Origin of the sequence: Exiguobacterium sp. s5 (genome assembly GCF_018618075.1) — a bacterium.
GTDB classification, from domain to species: Bacteria; Bacillota; Bacilli; order Exiguobacteriales; family Exiguobacteriaceae; genus Exiguobacterium; species Exiguobacterium mexicanum_A.
In genome coordinates, this window is record NZ_JACSLK010000002.1 from 118,867 (window position 1) to 135,567 (window position 16,701).

Annotated in this window: 21 protein-coding genes; all 21 read right to left on the reverse strand. The window is 53.3% G+C overall.

Features of this window, described 5'->3' with window-relative positions; all coding sequences use genetic code 11:
* Positions 1-3 precede the first annotated feature (3 nt).
* From KNP60_RS04675 to KNP60_RS04775, 21 genes are read right to left on the reverse strand one after another with little or no spacing between them, the layout of a single operon-like run.
* Positions 4-489 carry a chemotaxis protein CheD gene (locus KNP60_RS04675; RefSeq protein WP_034777237.1) on the reverse strand — a complete coding sequence of 162 codons (486 nt, stop codon included), beginning with the start codon at positions 487-489 and terminating at the stop codon, positions 4-6.
* Entirely contained in the window at positions 482-1,081 is a 600-nt protein-coding gene (locus tag KNP60_RS04680; RefSeq protein WP_034777234.1) for a chemotaxis protein CheC, read from the reverse strand. The genes KNP60_RS04675 and KNP60_RS04680 overlap by 8 nt, the downstream gene beginning before the upstream one ends.
* Positions 1,071-1,502 carry a chemotaxis protein CheW gene (locus KNP60_RS04685; protein ID WP_034777232.1) on the reverse strand — a complete coding sequence of 144 codons (432 nt, stop codon included), beginning with the start codon at positions 1,500-1,502 and terminating at the stop codon, positions 1,071-1,073. Before KNP60_RS04685 ends, KNP60_RS04680 begins: the two co-directional genes overlap by 11 nt.
* Before the next feature lie 12 nt (positions 1,503-1,514).
* Positions 1,515-3,488, reverse strand: coding sequence for a chemotaxis protein CheA (locus tag KNP60_RS04690; RefSeq protein ID WP_214710608.1), 1,974 nt, complete (start codon positions 3,486-3,488; stop codon positions 1,515-1,517).
* 19 nt (positions 3,489-3,507) lie between these two features.
* Positions 3,508-4,347: a MinD/ParA family protein gene (locus tag KNP60_RS04695; RefSeq protein WP_034777227.1), complete on the reverse strand. Its 840-nt coding sequence runs from the start codon at positions 4,345-4,347 to the stop codon at positions 3,508-3,510.
* Positions 4,326-5,405, reverse strand: coding sequence for a flagellar biosynthesis protein FlhF (locus KNP60_RS04700; protein WP_214797020.1), 1,080 nt, complete (start codon positions 5,403-5,405; stop codon positions 4,326-4,328). Before KNP60_RS04700 ends, KNP60_RS04695 begins: the two co-directional genes overlap by 22 nt.
* The gene (gene flhA, locus KNP60_RS04705) at positions 5,406-7,379 is read right to left on the reverse strand and encodes a flagellar biosynthesis protein FlhA (protein ID WP_251126271.1); all 1,974 of its coding nucleotides are present in this window, start codon (positions 7,377-7,379) and stop codon (positions 5,406-5,408) included.
* A 58-nt stretch (positions 7,380-7,437) separates the two neighbouring features.
* A complete protein-coding gene (gene flhB, locus KNP60_RS04710) occupies positions 7,438-8,529 on the reverse strand; it encodes a flagellar biosynthesis protein FlhB (RefSeq protein ID WP_034777221.1) in 1,092 nt (363 codons plus the stop codon).
* Entirely contained in the window at positions 8,526-9,296 is a 771-nt protein-coding gene (fliR, locus tag KNP60_RS04715) for a flagellar biosynthetic protein FliR (RefSeq protein ID WP_034777220.1), read from the reverse strand. The genes flhB and fliR overlap by 4 nt, the downstream gene beginning before the upstream one ends.
* Positions 9,293-9,565: a flagellar biosynthesis protein FliQ gene (gene fliQ / locus KNP60_RS04720; RefSeq protein ID WP_034777219.1), complete on the reverse strand. Its 273-nt coding sequence runs from the start codon at positions 9,563-9,565 to the stop codon at positions 9,293-9,295. Before fliQ ends, fliR begins: the two co-directional genes overlap by 4 nt.
* An 11-nt stretch (positions 9,566-9,576) precedes the next feature.
* Positions 9,577-10,242 (reverse strand): flagellar type III secretion system pore protein FliP, encoded by a 666-nt coding sequence (gene fliP / locus KNP60_RS04725; RefSeq protein ID WP_034777218.1) that lies wholly within the window; start codon positions 10,240-10,242, stop codon positions 9,577-9,579.
* The gene (locus KNP60_RS04730; protein ID WP_214797021.1) at positions 10,239-10,733 is read right to left on the reverse strand and encodes a flagellar biosynthetic protein FliO; all 495 of its coding nucleotides are present in this window, start codon (positions 10,731-10,733) and stop codon (positions 10,239-10,241) included. The genes fliP and KNP60_RS04730 overlap by 4 nt, the downstream gene beginning before the upstream one ends.
* Complete coding sequence (locus KNP60_RS04735; RefSeq protein ID WP_021067131.1) at positions 10,730-11,095, reverse strand: response regulator; 366 nt, start codon at positions 11,093-11,095, stop codon at positions 10,730-10,732. Before KNP60_RS04735 ends, KNP60_RS04730 begins: the two co-directional genes overlap by 4 nt.
* Positions 11,096-11,107: 12 nt before the next feature.
* The gene (gene fliY, locus KNP60_RS04740; RefSeq protein WP_214797022.1) at positions 11,108-12,205 is read right to left on the reverse strand and encodes a flagellar motor switch phosphatase FliY; all 1,098 of its coding nucleotides are present in this window, start codon (positions 12,203-12,205) and stop codon (positions 11,108-11,110) included.
* Positions 12,202-13,194 (reverse strand): flagellar motor switch protein FliM, encoded by a 993-nt coding sequence (gene fliM, locus KNP60_RS04745; RefSeq protein WP_353048640.1) that lies wholly within the window; start codon positions 13,192-13,194, stop codon positions 12,202-12,204. Before fliM ends, fliY begins: the two co-directional genes overlap by 4 nt.
* A 6-nt stretch (positions 13,195-13,200) precedes the next feature.
* Entirely contained in the window at positions 13,201-13,650 is a 450-nt protein-coding gene (locus KNP60_RS04750) for a flagellar basal body-associated FliL family protein (RefSeq protein WP_034777211.1), read from the reverse strand.
* A complete protein-coding gene (locus KNP60_RS04755; RefSeq protein ID WP_034777209.1) occupies positions 13,643-13,861 on the reverse strand; it encodes a flagellar FlbD family protein in 219 nt (72 codons plus the stop codon). Before KNP60_RS04755 ends, KNP60_RS04750 begins: the two co-directional genes overlap by 8 nt.
* Positions 13,861-14,652 (reverse strand): flagellar basal body rod protein FlgG, encoded by a 792-nt coding sequence (gene flgG, locus KNP60_RS04760; RefSeq protein ID WP_138859600.1) that lies wholly within the window; start codon positions 14,650-14,652, stop codon positions 13,861-13,863. The genes KNP60_RS04755 and flgG overlap by 1 nt, the downstream gene beginning before the upstream one ends.
* An 11-nt stretch (positions 14,653-14,663) precedes the next feature.
* Positions 14,664-15,095, reverse strand: coding sequence for a flagellar hook capping FlgD N-terminal domain-containing protein (locus tag KNP60_RS04765; RefSeq protein WP_214797024.1), 432 nt, complete (start codon positions 15,093-15,095; stop codon positions 14,664-14,666).
* Entirely contained in the window at positions 15,067-16,119 is a 1,053-nt protein-coding gene (locus KNP60_RS04770) for a flagellar hook-length control protein FliK (protein WP_251128429.1), read from the reverse strand. Before KNP60_RS04770 ends, KNP60_RS04765 begins: the two co-directional genes overlap by 29 nt.
* Before the next feature lie 20 nt (positions 16,120-16,139).
* The gene (locus KNP60_RS04775; protein ID WP_214797026.1) at positions 16,140-16,700 is read right to left on the reverse strand and encodes a MotE family protein; all 561 of its coding nucleotides are present in this window, start codon (positions 16,698-16,700) and stop codon (positions 16,140-16,142) included.
* Position 16,701: the final 1 nt, after the last annotated feature.

Here is a 16,701-nt window from a genome sequence, read left to right on the forward strand (position 1 = left end):
CCCCTAGATTTCCTTAGTTCCTACGCTGACCGTTCGAATCGACAGGACGCAAGTCGCCACATCAAATTCGATCGTCCGTCCGTTATGCCCGCCACAGTCTTCTGCGATGAGCGGGATACGGTGCGCTTTCAGTGCGTTGCGCACGGCTTCGGCGTTTCGTTCACCGATCCGCATCGCCTCGTTCTCATACTTGAATTGAAACATTTGGGCGCCGCCGGCCATCTTCGCTTGCAGCCGACCCGCTCCGGCCCGTTTCAACGACGCGACGAGCGCATCGATGGCCGTATCCGCATATTTTCCTACTTCAACCGTTTGGTGTTTCCGGGCAATCGCCGAATCCGGCAACATGACATGGGCCATCGCCGCGATTTGGAGCCGGACGTCATACAAGATGACGCCGACGCACGAACCGAGTCCTGCCGTTCGCAATTTGTTCGGCGCGGTCGTCTGCTTCCATTCCGCGATGCCGATTTTGATGACTTCAGCCATGGCCAATCAACCGCTGTTGTATCCGTTCGAGCGAGCCATGCGTCGGTAGGAACAACACATGCCCAGCACTTACTTTCTCATCGATGCGGAACGTCGTATCGATGTAGAGTGCCGCATCTTCCTCAGGTTGGACCGACGTGACGACGAATTCGACGATCGAACCCGCCATGTCGACCGCTGTCGCCGGGACTTGGATGGAAATTGGGGTATCGAGCCAATCCCCAAGTGCCCGGGCGTAAGCCCCGCTCATGATGTTTCCGATTTCTTCCCATGCCGACTGGCCGAGCTCGTCCGCCGATTGGAACGAGAACGTGCTTCCAATGAGGGAAGCGACCATTGTTTCGGCATCATCGACCGGAAACAAGATGAGAATCATGCCGCTAATGTCACCGCCGAGCTCCAACAAGACGGACGCCACGTGACGTTCCGGCCCGCCGACGCGTTCCGGCAAATACGTGATCGGTTCCATCTCCGCCGAGGAGACGGTGATCGTGACCGGCTTGCCCAAGAGCGTCGACAATGCCGTCGCGGCATGACCAGAACCGATATTGCCGAGTTCTTTCAATAAATCTTGCTCGAACTCACTCAGCATGCTGTTCCTCGAATAATGCGTTGGCATCGAGGAGCGAGAACAATTTGTCCTCGCCCTTGGCGATCGCCGTCAAGTGAGCCGACAACATGTCTCGGCTCGACTCCGGAATCGGCTCGATGCGAACGTCTTCACTTTCCACGACCTCGTTGGCCCGGTCGACGATAAAGCCGGCATCGCCTTGATTGAGTGAAGCGATCAAAATCCGTGTTTCTTCGGTCGGTTCGACTGCCTCGTAACCGAGACGGAGCCGAAGGTCGATGACCGGTGTGACGACCCCGCGCAGATTGATGACACCTTTGACGTGAGCCGGTGCGTTCGGGACGCGTGTGACCGGTTGTACCCGTTCAATCGAGCGAACTGACTGGACATCGATTCCGTATGTGTTCGATCCCAATGAAAAGACTACCCATTTTTGTTCCATCCTTCTTCCTCCTTAGAACAGATCGTTGCTGTCGACAATCAAGGCGACACGCCCGTCTCCGAGTATCGTCGCACCAGAGATGGCCGGAATGCCCTCGAGATAAGTTCCGAGCGGCTTCATGACGATCTCTTGTTGGCCAATCAAGTCATTGACGACCACACCGACGAGCTTGTTTCCTTTGCGGACGACGACGACCGGGAATTGCGTCTTCGTTTCCGTTTCGATCGCGAACATTTCTTTCAAGTAAACGAGCGGGACGAGCTGACCTCTGAAGTCGAAGACGCGTTCGCGATGGGCCGTCAATATGTCGGCCTCGTCGAGGAGCGTCGTCTCGAGAATCGATGACAGCGGAACGGCGTACGTCTCATCGCCGACTTGTACGAGCATCGCCGAGATGATCGAGAGCGTGAGTGGCAAGCTGACTTGGAATTTCGTCCCTTGTCCGACGACCGTCTCGAGCGTGACGACCCCGCCGAGCGATTCGATTTTGTTTTTGACGACGTCTAGTCCGACGCCGCGACCCGAAAGATCGGTGACGACGTCTGCCGTCGAGAATCCAGGTGCGAAGATGAGCATGGCTACTTCGTTGTCCGTCATCGCCGTCGCTTCTTCAGGCGTGATGACGCCTCGTTCGAGTGCTTTTGAGCGGACTTTATCGACATTGATTCCTGCCCCGTCATCCTCGATTTCAATGAAGACACGGTTGCCGCCATGGTAAGCGCGAAGCGCGAGTCGACCTTGTTCCGGCTTCCCGGCTTCGAGGCGGACTTCCGGCAACTCGATGCCGTGGTCGATGGCGTTACGAATCAAATGGACGAGCGGGTCACCGATCTCATCGATGACTGTCCGATCGAGCTCGGTCTCAGCACCGGTGATCTCAAGTTGGACTTTTTTATGGATATCTTTCGCGACCGAACGCACCATGCGCGGGAAGCGATTGAACACTTGCTCGATCGGCATCATGCGGAGCGTCAAGACGAGCGATTGAAGTTCGTTCGTACCGCGTTTGATTTTCTCGACCGTTTCGTTCAGTTCAGGTTGACCGACTTCGTCGGCGAGCCGCTCAAGACGACCGCGATCGATGATGAATTCTTCGAACAAGTTCATCAGACGATCGATCCGCTCTAAGTTGACACGAATCGTCTTCGCTTGTGCGACGGCCTGTTCTTTCGGTTCGTCCGCCTCCACCGCTTTCGGTTTCACTTCGGCCACGGCGACGCTTTCGGCACTGACGGCGACTTCCGGCGCACCGGCCGCCGCACTCGTGTAAGGTGTCACTTGGACGTGCTCGACTTCCGACACTTGGGACACGGCATGCTCAATCACGTCCGCTGACTCCTGTGACACGAACAAGACGTCAAATGAGAGATCGAACTGTTCTTGCTCGATCGCCTCGGTCTCAGGAACCGTCCGGACGACTTCGCCGAGTTCTTGGAGGCGATCGAACACCATGTAGGCGCGCGCCGCTTTCAACACGACGGCATCCGATAGCTTCACATGAAGTTGGAACGCTTCGAAGCCGGTCTCTTTCGCTTGCGTGATGACCGAATCGGTATATAGGTCGGCCGTGAAGACCGTCTCATCGACCACCTCGACTGCTTTCGGAGTGCTACCGATAAATGACTGGAACGCGGACACTGTCGCCGTCACATCGATGTTTGCGCCTCTGCCTCCCGTCTCGATATCAGCGATCATCTCTTCGATTTGCTCCATTGCCGAGAACATCGTATCGAGCAACAACTGGTTGCTCTCTTTCTTTCCGGCTCGAACCAAATCGAGCGCGCTCTCCATCTCATGCGTCAAGTTGGCGACACTCTCGTATCCCATCGTCGCCGACATCCCTTTGAGCGTGTGTGCCGAGCGGAAAATCTCTTGAATCGCTTCCTGACTGCCCGTCTGTTCTAGTTTCAACAGCTGGGTGTTAACCGATTGGATATGTTCTTGAGATTCGTCTAAAAACAATCCTAAGTATTCGTTCACGTCCATCTATAATGCCTCCCTGTCGTTAGACTCGGTTCCACTGACGTTTCAAGTTCCCCATCAAGCGTTCCATAAAATGACGCGGTTTCGGTGGCGTCCCGGTCAATGTCGTTAAAATCCGTTCAAGCCGCCAACTGATGTCACTCTTCCGGTCCAGATGGTAAAACGGGACTTGGGCGATGACCGCTCGTCTGACCGTGGCGTCATCTGGTAAATACCCGAGGAATCGAATCGATTTCTTTAAAAACTGCTCACATGCAACTTCCATTCGTTCAAAACATTGCAGCGCTTCTTCACCCGATTGGGCCCGATTGACGATCACACCGAGCGGTAAGTCCGGACTTTGACGATGAACGAGCTTCGTATAGGCATATCCATCCATGAGCGAGGTCGGTTCAGGCGTCAAGATAAGGAACATCTCATCGCATCCCTCGATGAACTGGAGCGACGTGTCTGTCGCCCCGGCCCCCATGTCGAATAACACATAATCGTATTCGGTCAGCACTTCGAGTTCACGCATAAAAAATTGCATATCTGCATGTGAGAATTGGACTAGTTCGTCGAGCCCACTTCCCCCATGTAATATATCGACACCATGCACGTCTTTCTGAACCGAGGCGGCGAGCGGAATTCGCGCTTTTACCGAATCCATCATCGTTCGTGACCGCGACGCGTTCAATAAGATGTGCACGTTTGCCATCCCGATGTCGAGGTCGACGATCAAGACACGTTTTCCGAGCTCGACGAGACCGATGGCCGTATTGACGCAGACGTTCGTTTTACCGACCCCGCCTTTCCCGCTCGCAAAAGCGATTGTCGTCGGTGCGGTCTCCGTTTTCGCCCTCAGACGTCTTGCTTGGTCCATTGGGTCCACCCTTCTTTCTCAAGTAAACGATTCGTCAATCGGTCCGGCTCTCCGGCGACAAGGTCGTCCGGCACTTCTTGTCCGTCCGTCAGCCAAGCGACCGGCAGTCCGCTCTCGCGGACCATCCGATACATCGCGTGAATGTCACTCGTCTCATCGGCTTTCGTGAAGATGAGCGACTGGAGCGGCAACGGTTCGAATTGGCGATAGATCATGTCCATATCCCGCATCTTCGACGTCAAGCTGAGGACGAGCGACAAGCTCGTTTCCGAGAAATCGTGATGTCGCTCGAACTGTTCGACGTACGCCTCGTCGCGGAAGTTGCGACCGGCCGTATCAATCAAGATGATGTCTTTCCGTGCGAACAGTTGTTTCGCTCGTTTGAAGTCATTGAAGTCGTAGGCGACCTCGACCGGGATGTCTAAAATCTCGGCGTACGTTTTCAATTGTTCGATTGCCGCGATCCGGTACGTGTCCGTCGTGATGAGACCGACCGAGAGCCCATGCTCGAGTTTGTAGTGAGCGGCAAGTTTGGCGAGCGTCGTCGTCTTGCCAACCCCGGTCGGACCAACGAGCATCATATACCGTTTCGGTTCAGGGACAGCCAAGAAGGAACTCCGGATTTGATCACGCACGTAGCGTTCGACGACTTCCACCGATTTTGTCGTGTAATACAGCTCGTTGATCGCTTCGTCCCACGTCTCACCACGGAACGACTCAGAGGCGAGCAGTGATTCGACATGCGCCAGCGCTGCGGGCAACCGTCTCGACGTCGACACGGTCGCCGCCTGACTTGATTCGTTCGTTTGTTGCGGTGGACGCGTCGGAGCCTTCACGGGCTTCGATGGTGCGACGGGTTTCGTCGCGGCACGCGGTTTGACAGCGAGCGGTGCTTTCTCGAGCGCAGCGATGACCTCGACGTGTTGCGATGCGAACAGGCCGAGCCAGCCTTTTTTCACTTGACGGGAGTTCAAAATCACGGCGTCGTCACCAAACTCCTGTTTGACTTTCGCCATCGCTTCCGCCATCGTCTTGCCGGTATATTTTTTGATTTGCATTTAAATCACCCCAATACTTTTCACTTCAATCGAGCTGAGCAGCTCGTTGTAGGCGAGAACCGGCACGTCCGGATAATATCGTTCGAGCAGTTGTCTCACGAACAAACGGATCGTCGGCGAGCATAAAATGACGGCCGAAGCCCCGTAGCGTTCGAACATCGACAGTTGCTCACCCGAGCGTTCGATAATCTCGCGCGCCTGTTCCGGATCGAGCGCCAAATAGTTGCCGAACTCAGTTTTTTGAACGGCGTCTTGAATGAGCTGTTCGGTCTGGCCACCGAGTGTGACGACGTAGAGCGGTCCGTCCGGCGGGCTGACTTGGTCCGTCAATTGACGGGACAGGCCTTGGCGGCAATATTCGCCGAGGATATCGGCATCTTTCGTCACTTTTCCATAATCGGCCATCGTCTCGAACAAGAGCGGTAAATTGCGAATCGAGACGTGTTCTTTCAACAGATGACGGAGCACTTTTTGAATGTCGCCAATCGATAGGACGGATGGTGTCACGTCTTCGACGAGCACCGGGTGCGTCTCCTTCAAGTGTTCGACGAGTTGTTTCGTCTCTTCACGGCCGAGAAGGTCTGCCGAATGTTTCTTGAGCGTCTCCGTCAAATGCGTCGCGACGACCGATGGCGGATCGACGACGGTGTACCCGCTCATTTCAGCGCGAGTCCGCGTCTCTTCGTCAATCCAGAGAGCCGGGAGGCCGAACGCCGGTTCCGTCGTTTCGATGCCGTATACTTCCGGGTCTTCGATGCCAGGGCTCATCGCCAAGTAATGATCGAGCAACAGCTCCCCTTCAGCGACGACGTTGCCTTTCACTTTGATGCGGTACGCGTTCGGAGACAGTTGCAAATGATCTCGGATTCGGACCGTCGGCAAGATGAAGCCGAGTTCGAGCGCGAGCTGACGACGAATCATGACGACCCGGTCAAGCAGGTCGCCGCCTTGCGACTCATCGGCGAGCGGGATGAGTCCGTAACCGAACTCGAACTCGATGGCATCGATTTGTAGCAGCGACACGACGGTCTCGGTCGGTGCCATTGGTTCTTCTTCCGGTAGCGGTGTATCGATAACTCGTTTCATGTTGCGGCGCATCGCATACGCCCCATAGAAAGCGACTCCGGCGATGATGACCGTCACCGGGAGCAGACTCGGTGAGATAAACCCGAGCATGATCACAATCGAGCCGGCGATATAGAGGAGCGTCGGATTTTGACCGAGCTGGTCGACGACGTCTTCTCCTAAATTCCCATCCGACACGGCACGGGTGACGATGATGCCGGTCGCCGTCGAGATGAGGAGCGCCGGGATTTGACCGACAAGCCCGTCCCCGATCGTCATGAGTGAGAACGTCTGGAACGCTTCACCGACCGGGAGGCCCATTTGGACGGTCCCGATGATGATTCCAAAAATCAAGTTGATGACGACGATAATGATCCCGGCGATGGCGTCCCCTTTGACGAACTTCGAGGCCCCGTCCATCGATCCGTAAAAGTCGGCTTCACTTTGAATTTTTTTCCGACGGATTTGAGCGTCCTTGTCGTCAATCAATCCTGAGTTCAAGTCGGCATCAATCGCCATCTGTTTACCAGGCATGGCGTCGAGCGTGAAGCGGGCCGATACTTCCGACACGCGTTCCGCCCCTTTCGTGATGACGACGAACTGGATGATGACGAGGATGAGGAAGACGACGAACCCGACGAGCACGTTTCCGCCGACGACGAAGTTCCCGAACGTCGCAATAACTTCTCCCCCGTACCCGGTCGAAAGAATCGACCGCGTCGTCGACACGTTCAATCCGAGCCGGAATAGCGTCACGATCAACAAGAGCGAAGGAAAGACTGAGAAGTCGAGCGCTTCGCGGGCGTTCATCGCGACGAGCAGAATCAGCAAGGCGATCAGTATATTAACAATGATTAAAAAATCTAATATGAACCCCGGTAACGGGATGACGAGCATGACGACGATCATAAGAACGCCGATCAATACCGCGAAATCTTTCGCTTTTACAGCCAACACATACTCCTCCTCAAGACGGTTGTTTCAATTGATAGACGAACGCGAGCACTTCAGCGATCGCCTGATAAAACGACTCGTCAACGACTTCCCCGATATCCATTTGGGCGTAAAGTGCGCGGGCCAACGGTTTATTTTCCACAATCGGGATGTCATGTTCTTTGGCCACGTCGCGGATGTTGAAGGCGACTTGGTCGACGCCTTTGGCGACGACGAGCGGCGCAAAGTCTTTCGTGTCGTCATAGCGAATGACGACGGCATAATGGGTCGGGTTCGTGATGACGACGTCCGCGTTCGGAATCTCTTGCATCATGCGGCGCATCGCCATCTCCCGTTGTTGTTGTTTGATTTTTGACTTGATGAGCGGGTCACCTTCACTGTTTTTATACTCGTCCTTCACATCTTGTTTCGACATGCGAATCGATTTCTCAAAATCGAATCGTTGATAGAAAAAGTCAAGTAACGCGAGTGCGAGCAAGGCGACGCTCACCCATAGTCCAAGTTCAATCGTGATGCTCGCGAGCGCGATGACCGATTCACGGACATGTTCGACAGCCATCCGGGACAGCTCTTTTTGGTTTTGCCAGAGCACGGCAACAGCAGTCGTCAGGATAATCAATAATTTGAATAAGGACTTTAAAAATTCGACGACCGCTTTCATACTGATAATCCGCTTGACCCCTTTGATCGGGTCGATGCGTTCGAGTTTCGGTTGGATCGCCTCCGCCGAGAACAACGTCCCGATTTGAAGATAGTTGATTAAGATCCCGAACACGACCGCGACGACGAAGAACGGTCCCACAATCAAACCGACACGAAGCAACAAGTCGGTAAGCATCCCGGACAATCCATTCGATAAGTCGAACAACAAGTAACTCGTACCGAGCAAATCTTTCGTCAACCCGAACAGTTGCTTGCCGAGATACGGACCTAAAAACGATAACATGAGAAACATCGCGAACAAGGCGAACGCGCCGGTCAAATCGGCCGACTTGGCGACTTGCCCTTTCTTGCGCGAGTCCTCCCGCTTACGCGGGGTCGCTTTTTCGGTTTTTTCTCCTGCAAAAAATTGAAGATCGACCGATAAGGTATATAGAGGCTTCATGAGGCGTCTCCTAGCAATGTCATAAAATCACGCAACACTTCTTGTAAAATCGGGATGAACTGGCTGATGCCGTTCAAGGTCAACCCCATCATGACGACCATGACCGAGAAACCTGCAATCAGTTTGAATGAGAATCCGATCGCAAAAATATTGAACTGCGGGGCCGATTTCGCCAAGAACCCAAGCGCCATGTCGACAAGCAAGAGCGATGCCATGAGCGGAAAGGCGAGCTGTAAAGCGACCATCATCGTCATCGTGACGACCTTCACGGCCATCATGAGCGACGCTTCACTAAAGTTGATGATCGGCTGGCCCGGTGGATATATTTGAAAGCTATAATAGATGCCATCGATCAGCAGTAAATGTAAATTGCTCGACAGCATGATAAACAATGTGAAGATGTAATAAAAACGTCCGATCAATGGCGACTGGCCTCCGAACATCGGGTCATAGGCCGATGCCATCGCGAGTCCGAGCTGCAAATCGATGACCCCTCCCGCAATCTGGGGCGCGAAGAACAAAATATTGATCAATATGCCGAGCACCAAGCCGATCAGCACTTCGTATAACACTTGCAAGATATAGGCTTGCCCGAGCTCGAGCGGCTCCGTCACCGTGAACATCGCATAGTAGGCTAAAAAAGCACTGAAGGCGACGCGATGCATGACAGGTAGCTGTCGGGATGAAAACAACGGGACGCTCACGAAGAAACCGGACAGACGTGCGAACGTCAAACCGTATAGACTGATAAAGTCGACCGCGTTCATTTCGAGGCGACCTCGACCATCAGTTCAAAAATCAATCGGGTGAACCCTTCGATCTGTTGCAGCATCCAAGGCCCAAAGATGACGAGCCCGATAAACACCGAGACGATTTTTGGGACGAACGATAACGTCTGCTCTTGAATCTGTGTCGTCGCCTGTAAAATCGAAATGACGAGACCGACGACGAGTGAAATCAACAAGAGCGGCATCGAGATTTTTAATAACGTCCACACACTCTCCGTCGCCAAATAGATGACCATTTCCTGCGTCATATTCGTTCCTCCTACATACTTCTAAGCAAGGACTCCACAATCAAGTGCCATCCATCCACCAACACAAACAATAACAGTTTGAACGGCAAGGCGATCATGACCGGTGGAAGCATCATCATCCCCATCGACATGAGGACACTCGCCACAACCATATCGATAATTAAGAACGGCAAGAAGATCATGAATCCGATTTGAAACGCCGTTTTCAGTTCACTAATCGCATAGGCCGGGACCATCGCGAGGAGTGGGACGTCTTCGACCGACTCAGGTTGCTCATAGTTCCCATATTTAATGAATAATTGCAAATCTTCTTGGCGCGTGTATTGGGCCATGAACCGCTTCATCGTATTCCCCGCCTCTTCGAACGCCTCGTCTTGACTGATTCGGTCGTCCATGTATGGCGAGAGTGCCTTGTCATTCAACTCCGATAGCACCGGTGACATGACGAACAACGTGATGAACAGGGCGAGCCCGATAATCAGTTGGTTCGGCGGTGTTTGCTGCGTCCCGAGTGCCGGGCGGATGAACGAAAGTACGACGACGACGCGCGTGAAACAAGTCATCAAGATTAAGAAAGATGGCGCGAGCGTGAGCAGTGTCAACACGACTAACAATTTGATCGAAGTTGATGTGCTGTCTGGCGTCTCTAAGTTGATCAGTTGTTCAATCGTCGTCATCGTTTCTTCCTCACTTCTTCAATCTGGGCCAATTGCTGTTTAAACGTGTCGAGAAAAGCCGATGTGTTCGAGTTGTTCAAGGCTGGCGCGTCGTGGACCGCTTCATCCATCGCTTCGGCATCGACCCGATCAAGCAGTTGAATCGAGTCACCGACTCCGAGCACGTAAACTTGTTCGCCGAGCTTGACGAGTTGCACCGATCGGTCTTTGCCGAGCGGTACCCCGCCGAGATGTGTCAAATGCTGTGCCGTTTTGACGCCTTGCGTGCGTGCGTTCAACCAACGCACGAGGACGAGAAAACCGCCGATGACAACGACCATGCTCAAGATGAGCTTGATCGCTGTCCCGACCGATGAGACGGCCGATTTCACCGGCTGGTCTTCAGCGTCTGGCTGTTGTTGCTCGAACTGTTGATCGACGGTGGCGGCCTCGACCGTGGCCGGGGCGCTTAGCCCGACCACGAGAAGGATAATCAACCACCACTTGTTCATTGTGCGACCGTTTTCGAAACCGCTTCGACGACCCGTTCCGCATTGAACGGCTTGACGATGAAGTCTTTCGCCCCAGCTTGAATTGCGTCGATAACCATCGCTTGTTGTCCCATCGCAGAACACATGATTACTTTCGCGTTTGAATCAAAGCCACGAATTTCTTTCAAAGCGGCCAAACCGTCCATCTCTGGCATCGTGATGTCGAGCGTGACGAGGTCCGGCATGAGTTCACGATATTTTGCGACCGCATCCACGCCGTTCTCCGCTTCCCCTACGACTTCAAATCCATTCTTTGTCAAGATATCCTTAATCATCATGCGCATGAACGCCGCATCATCTACCACCAAAATTTTTGCACTCATTGTTCTTCCTCCTTAAACGATGCCAATCCGCTCGTGCGGTTGGATAATTTCTGTTACACGGACCCCGAAGTTCTCTTCGATGACGACGACTTCGCCGCGGGCAATCCGTTGTTGGTTCACATAAATATCGACCGGCTCACCGGCAAGTTTATCGAGTTCGATGATCGAGCCTTGCGACAACTCAAGCACTTCGCGGACCGAACGTTTCGTCCGCCCGAGCTCGACCGTCACGCTGAGCGGCACGTCATACAGCAGACCGAGGTTTGCTGGAATCGAATCGTTCGTCGCAGGCGCATGCAGCGGCATGAATTCCGCTTGACTGACAGCGACTTCCGGTGCCGACTTCACTTCCTGACGTACAGGTTGTTGGGGAGCCGGTGCTTTTGGCGCTTCTTGCTTCGGGGCGGCCGCAGCAGGTACGACCGGCTGAGGGGATGTGGCCGTCATCAATTCATTGACGAGCTGTTTCCCGAATTGAATCGGTGCGATTTGAACGATTTTTGAGTCGATCAACGTACCGACTTTCAAATTGAACTCGATCAACACCATCGTCTCCCAAAGTTCGAGACGATCGATGATCGTTTGGGTCTTCGTCGCATCGAACACTTCGACGAGCGGCGGTGAAATGTCAATTTTTTTTGAGAACACCGTCGACAAAGATGTCGCCGCTGCCCCCATCATTTGGTTCATCGCTTCTTGCACGGCCGAGAGTCGAATTTCGTCCAACCCTTCCGGATCGACATCGATCCCGTTCCCGCCGAGCATCAAATCCGAGATGATGGCCGCATCCTCACGTGTCAACACGAGGACGTTTTCGCCTTTCAAACCTTCTGTGTAACCGACGCGAAGCGCCACGTGCGGTGTTGGATAACGCTCACGGAGCGCATCGATTGTGACTTCACTGACGATTGGGGTCGTGATTTCTACTTTTTGTTGCAGTAACGTCGATAGTGCCGTCGCCGAGTTACCGAACGAGATATTCCCGATCTCTCCTAAGGCGTCGCTCTCCATCGAGTCAAGATGCTCTTCGGGCTTCGCCTCTGGTTTTGACGAGTCGCTCGTCCCTCGTAATAACGCGTCTATTTCATCTTGTGACAACATCTCACTCATTGCTCTTCCTCCTTCACCCGGTGGAGCACTTGGACGGCCATCCGCTTCCCGCTCACACCGACTTGCCCTTTGAACACTTTATTTTCCCCTACCATGATGGATAATGGGTCTTTCACCAATTGGTCGAGCGTCAAACAATCCCCGACCTCTAAATGTAACAAGTCACCGAACGTGATCTCCGTCTCTCCGAGCAGAGAAACGACCTCAACCGTCGAGTTCATCAATTGGGCTTTGAGCGGTTCCTTGCTGTTGCCGCTCGCATTGCGGCGGTTGGCCTCTTGCATCCAGTAATGGCTCGACAGTTTGGATAACACCGGCTCGATCGTCACGAACGGCAAGCAGACGTTGATCGTGCCGCTCACTTCGCCGATGGTGACACCGATCGAGATAAGGACGACCGTCTCGTTTGGCGAGACGAGTTGAAGAAACTGCGGATTGACCTCGACCGCGGTCATCTCTGACTTGATCTCGGCAATCGACTCCCACGCCTCCCCGTATCCGGCAAACGCTCGTTTATATAACTGGGTCAAGATGCGCATCTCGATTTCTGTGAAGCTCTCGACTTTTTCGATTTCGACCCCTGGACCACCAAGCAGACGGTCGAGCATCGCATATGAGATGTTCGGGTTGACCTCGATGATGAAGCGGCCGTTGAGCGGCGGAGCCTCAATCAAGTTGATCATCGTCATACTTGGAATGGAATGAATGAATTCATCGTACGGGAGCTGCTCGACCGAATTGACCGTGAACTGCACGTACGTCCGGAGCTGAGCCGAAAAGAACGTCGTCAACATGCGCGTGAAATGTTCATGGATTCGGGTCAGACTTCGGATTTGGTCTTTCGAGAAGCGGACCGCCCGTTTAAAGTCATATTGCCGAACCTTCCGCTCTTCTTCTTGATTTAAAAAGGAGTCGGCTTCGACGTCGCCACTGCTTAACGCCGATAGCAAGGCATCAATTTCTTGTTGAGATAAGACTTCTCCCATGATGCCACCTCACTGTATGATTTTCTTCGTCATATAGACTCGTTGGACCTCACCTGACTCCAACAGTCCGTTTAATTGTTTACGGAGCGACTGCTCAAATTTCTGCATGTCTTCCTTCGTCGTCAACTGGGCTTTCGTCATGCCGGCCAAATCACCAAGGATGACGTTATGCACTTGAAACTTGCGAAGTTCGAGATCTTCTTTCGTTTCAGCGGCATCGGTCACGATTGTGAACTGGACGTTGATGAAACGCTCATCTTGAATGTTCGTTGTCATGTCGTCTGTCGTGAAGCTACGTTCGGCCAACTCTTCGGCGGTGACCGGTTTCGTTTTCGCCGTCACGTTGTCTCCGAACAAATATTTATAAGTCATGAATCCGGCCCCGCCCATGACGAGCAGGACGACTAGCAAGATGAGCACCATCTTCATGGCACCACCTTTTTGTTTTTCTTCACTCATCTTCTTCACCTCGTATGCCTGTCGTTCCAATCAGACCGATCGAGGCATAAAATGCCGTCGTCCGGTCGATGATTTGTTGTTTCGTCTCGCTGACGATATACGTTTTTCCGTTATACAAGTGAATGATCGTATCCGGTTCGGCCTTGACCGTCTCGATGAACAAGGCGTTCAATACGAGTTCTTCACCCCGGAGTGTCGTGACGCGAATCATCAGCGTTTCAAGTTGACGAGTTCTTGGAGGATCTCGTCCGATGTTGTGATGATACGAGTGTTCGCTTGGAAACCACGTTGAGCGACAATCATTTCTGTGAACTCTTCCGACAAGTCGACGTTCGACATCTCGAGCGCGCCCGAGACGAGTTCTCCACGTCCATCTTGTCCAGGGATGCCGATGTTCGGTTCACCTGAGTTTTGCGATTGAATGAAGTTGTTTGCTCCGACTTTCGAGAGTCCGGCATTGTTGGCGAACGTGACGACTTGGATTTGACCGACGACCGTCGATTCCCCGGCATTGTTCACATAGCTGACTTGTCCGTCTTTACCAATCGAGAGTGACTTCGCACCGGCTGGGATGTTGAGGCGGTCACCCGTCGTACTGAGGACGTAGGCTCCATCTCCATTGACGAGGTCGCCCGTGTTATCTGTATAGAAGTTACCGGCCCGTGTGTATTGCGTTTGACCGTTCACATCCAAGGCGAAGAATCCTTCTCCTGAGATCCCGACGTCAAGTGCTCGCCCTGAGTTTTGCATGGCTCCTTGGTTATAGACGTTGTCGACGGTCGCCATTGTGCCCCCGAGACCGACTTCTTTCGGGTTGACCCCGCCGCTTACTCCGTTCGCCGCGGTCGCACTACCGACTTGCTGACTGACGAGGTCCTTGAACGTGACCCGACCTTTTTTATAGCCGAACGTGTTGACGTTGGCGATGTTGTTCCCGACGACGTCAAGCTTGGATTGGAAGTTCTTTAAACCACTGATTCCTGAGTACATTGCTCTTAACATGATGAATCCTCCTATGCTTGTTTGATGGAAGTGATGTTATACACGTTGATGGACGTCCCGTCCTCAAGGTCGGCGACATAGCCGGCTTCGGTCTTCGAAATCGAGAGGACACGACCCGAGCCTTTGATCGTCTCGGTTTCCGTCTCCGTCATATAATCGACCGTTTGACCGATCATATTGCTGAACTCCGAAATCGAAGCCATTTGCCGATCGACAAGGGCCGAATCGAGTTGTTTCGAAATCGTCTGCATCTGTTCGAGAGAAGAGAACTGGGCCATCTGGGAGATGAACTCACGGTCTTCCATCGGTGACATCGGGTCTTGGTTGGCGAGTTGCGCGAGCAACAGCTTCAAGAACATGCTTTGATCATATTGGTTCGTTGCTTTCGGCATCGATTGATCCGGTAACGTATAGTCACTCGTCTTCGGCTGGATGGTCGTCATCTTCTGGTTCTCCTTTCGGTTGTTCCTGCTGCTCCGGTTCCGGTTGGTCGAACTCGTTGAATCCGGATCCTTTCGTCTCGAGCGCCTGTTGGGTCAAGTTGATCTCGACACGGACGTTTTGCGTCAACGGTTGAAGCGTCTGTTGCAACTGTTGGACCTGTGACTGAAGCAACTGCTTCGCTTCTTGGTTGCTCGCAAACAGTTTGACGACGAGTTCCCCATTTTGACGTTCGAGTTTGACGACGAGCTCGCCTAACTGTTCAGGATAGAGGCGGACCGTGAACACTTTAGATCCGTCGGCTCCGCTCTTGAACGGTGCACGTTGCAAAGCGGCTTCGATTCGGGCCTGCAAATTCTCCGGCAGTGAACCTTTTGAGGCATACATCACCATTTCCGAATCAATTTGCGGTTTCGACCAGGTCATCCCTTTGGGCATCCATTCGGTCTCTTTTACCGAGGGTTGCAATTGCGCAACTTGTGTTTCGGTTTGAGTAAGTCCGGGTATAGATTTAGGGGTCTGTCCGAGCGTCCCTTTAAACTGCGCAACGACTTGTTGGATGATGCGCACGTTCTCTTCCACTTGATCGGTCGGCACGGGTGTAACGAGTGCTTCCGTTTCCTTTTTCGTCAGCGTGAACGAGATTGTCGGCGCCGCCATTTGTCCAGCTAGGAGTGCGGGCGTCACGGCCGATGTCGTCTCAAGAGTTGCCGCTGACTGATCCGGGGCGACTTGATTTAAAATCCCAATATAAGCATCCATAAACTTTCGGTAAGCATCTGCCGGCAGTGATTTCAACCATTGCAGGCTGTCGGGCTGTTGGAGCCATTGCTCCAATCGGTTCGATACATTCTCGAGCGGAAGCGATTCCTCGTCTTCCGTGGCGACCGCCACCTCTGTAGATGGCGTCGAGGTCCCGAGCATCGCCGAGAGCAACTCCAAAAACTGTCCGGTCGGGGTCGCAGCCGCTTCCCCGCCTTTTTGGGTCGTCCCTTGTAGCGATTGGGCGAGTAAGGCGATATTCATCATCACGTCCTCCTTTCCTGTCATTGGAGCAACTGGGTCACGACGGCGGCCTGTTGGGCATCCATCCGTCCTAAAATGTCGGCTTGTTGCTTCGGTGACAATTCTTTCAATAAGTTGGCCACTTGCGGGCTTTCGAGTTCATTCATGATGGCAGCAGCTTGTTTCGCGGACATCTCTTCATAGACGCGAGAGACGTCCGAGGTTTCTTCTTCCGCCGCACTTGCCGTCGCCAATTCCGCGACGAGCCGGTCACGCTCTTTGATCAACTTCGATACTTCCTCTTGGCGCGCCTTCACTTCGTTCGTCAACTCGACATTGTCCGCTCGAAGCTTCTCAATCTCGGCGTTCGCCACTTTCAAACGATTCGCGGTATCGTTGTCGATCCCGGTCACGTTCACGTCTGTCTTCACTTTTTCTTCCGGCTCTTGTTTCGCACCGATCTCTAGAAACGGGACCGATAACAACGGACGGTCCATCGCATAGTTCATGACGACGATCCCTCCAACGAGTAGAAAGATGGCCGGGACGAGAACGAGCGCGACCAGTAGCTGTCTTCCCCGCTTCGAGTTGTCTTTTTCCATC

Bases quoted from the DNA above. Each gene is read 5' to 3' on its own strand.
- KNP60_RS04675 (WP_034777237.1), bottom strand. From the start codon at position 489: ATGGCTGAAGTCATCAAAATCGGCATCGCGGAATGGAAGCAGACGACC.
- KNP60_RS04680 (WP_034777234.1), bottom strand. From the start codon at position 1,081: ATGCTGAGTGAGTTCGAGCAAGATTTATTGAAAGAACTCGGCAATATC.
- KNP60_RS04685 (WP_034777232.1), bottom strand. From the start codon at position 1,502: ATGGAACAAAAATGGGTAGTCTTTTCATTGGGATCGAACACATACGGA.
- KNP60_RS04690 (WP_214710608.1), bottom strand. From the start codon at position 3,488: ATGGACGTGAACGAATACTTAGGATTGTTTTTAGACGAATCTCAAGAA.
- KNP60_RS04695 (WP_034777227.1), bottom strand. From the start codon at position 4,347: ATGGACCAAGCAAGACGTCTGAGGGCGAAAACGGAGACCGCACCGACG.
- KNP60_RS04700 (WP_214797020.1), bottom strand. From the start codon at position 5,405: ATGCAAATCAAAAAATATACCGGCAAGACGATGGCGGAAGCGATGGCG.
- flhA (WP_251126271.1), bottom strand. From the start codon at position 7,379: ATGATCGTCGTCATGCTCGTCATCCCGTTACCGGGGTTCATATTAGAT.
- flhB (WP_034777221.1), bottom strand. From the start codon at position 8,529: ATGAAGCCTCTATATACCTTATCGGTCGATCTTCAATTTTTTGCAGGA.
- fliR (WP_034777220.1), bottom strand. From the start codon at position 9,296: ATGAACGCGGTCGACTTTATCAGTCTATACGGTTTGACGTTCGCACGT.
- fliQ (WP_034777219.1), bottom strand. From the start codon at position 9,565: ATGACGCAGGAAATGGTCATCTATTTGGCGACGGAGAGTGTGTGGACG.
- fliP (WP_034777218.1), bottom strand. From the start codon at position 10,242: ATGACGACGATTGAACAACTGATCAACTTAGAGACGCCAGACAGCACA.
- KNP60_RS04730 (WP_214797021.1), bottom strand. From the start codon at position 10,733: ATGAACAAGTGGTGGTTGATTATCCTTCTCGTGGTCGGGCTAAGCGCC.
- KNP60_RS04735 (WP_021067131.1), bottom strand. From the start codon at position 11,095: ATGAGTGCAAAAATTTTGGTGGTAGATGATGCGGCGTTCATGCGCATG.
- fliY (WP_214797022.1), bottom strand. From the start codon at position 12,205: ATGAGTGAGATGTTGTCACAAGATGAAATAGACGCGTTATTACGAGGG.
- KNP60_RS04750 (WP_034777211.1), bottom strand. From the start codon at position 13,650: ATGAGTGAAGAAAAACAAAAAGGTGGTGCCATGAAGATGGTGCTCATC.
- KNP60_RS04755 (WP_034777209.1), bottom strand. From the start codon at position 13,861: ATGATTCGCGTCACGACACTCCGGGGTGAAGAACTCGTATTGAACGCC.
- flgG (WP_138859600.1), bottom strand. From the start codon at position 14,652: ATGTTAAGAGCAATGTACTCAGGAATCAGTGGTTTAAAGAACTTCCAA.
- KNP60_RS04765 (WP_214797024.1), bottom strand. From the start codon at position 15,095: ATGACGACCATCCAGCCGAAGACGAGTGACTATACGTTACCGGATCAA.
- KNP60_RS04770 (WP_251128429.1), bottom strand. From the start codon at position 16,119: ATGAATATCGCCTTACTCGCCCAATCGCTACAAGGGACGACCCAAAAA.
- KNP60_RS04775 (WP_214797026.1), bottom strand. From the start codon at position 16,700: ATGGAAAAAGACAACTCGAAGCGGGGAAGACAGCTACTGGTCGCGCTC.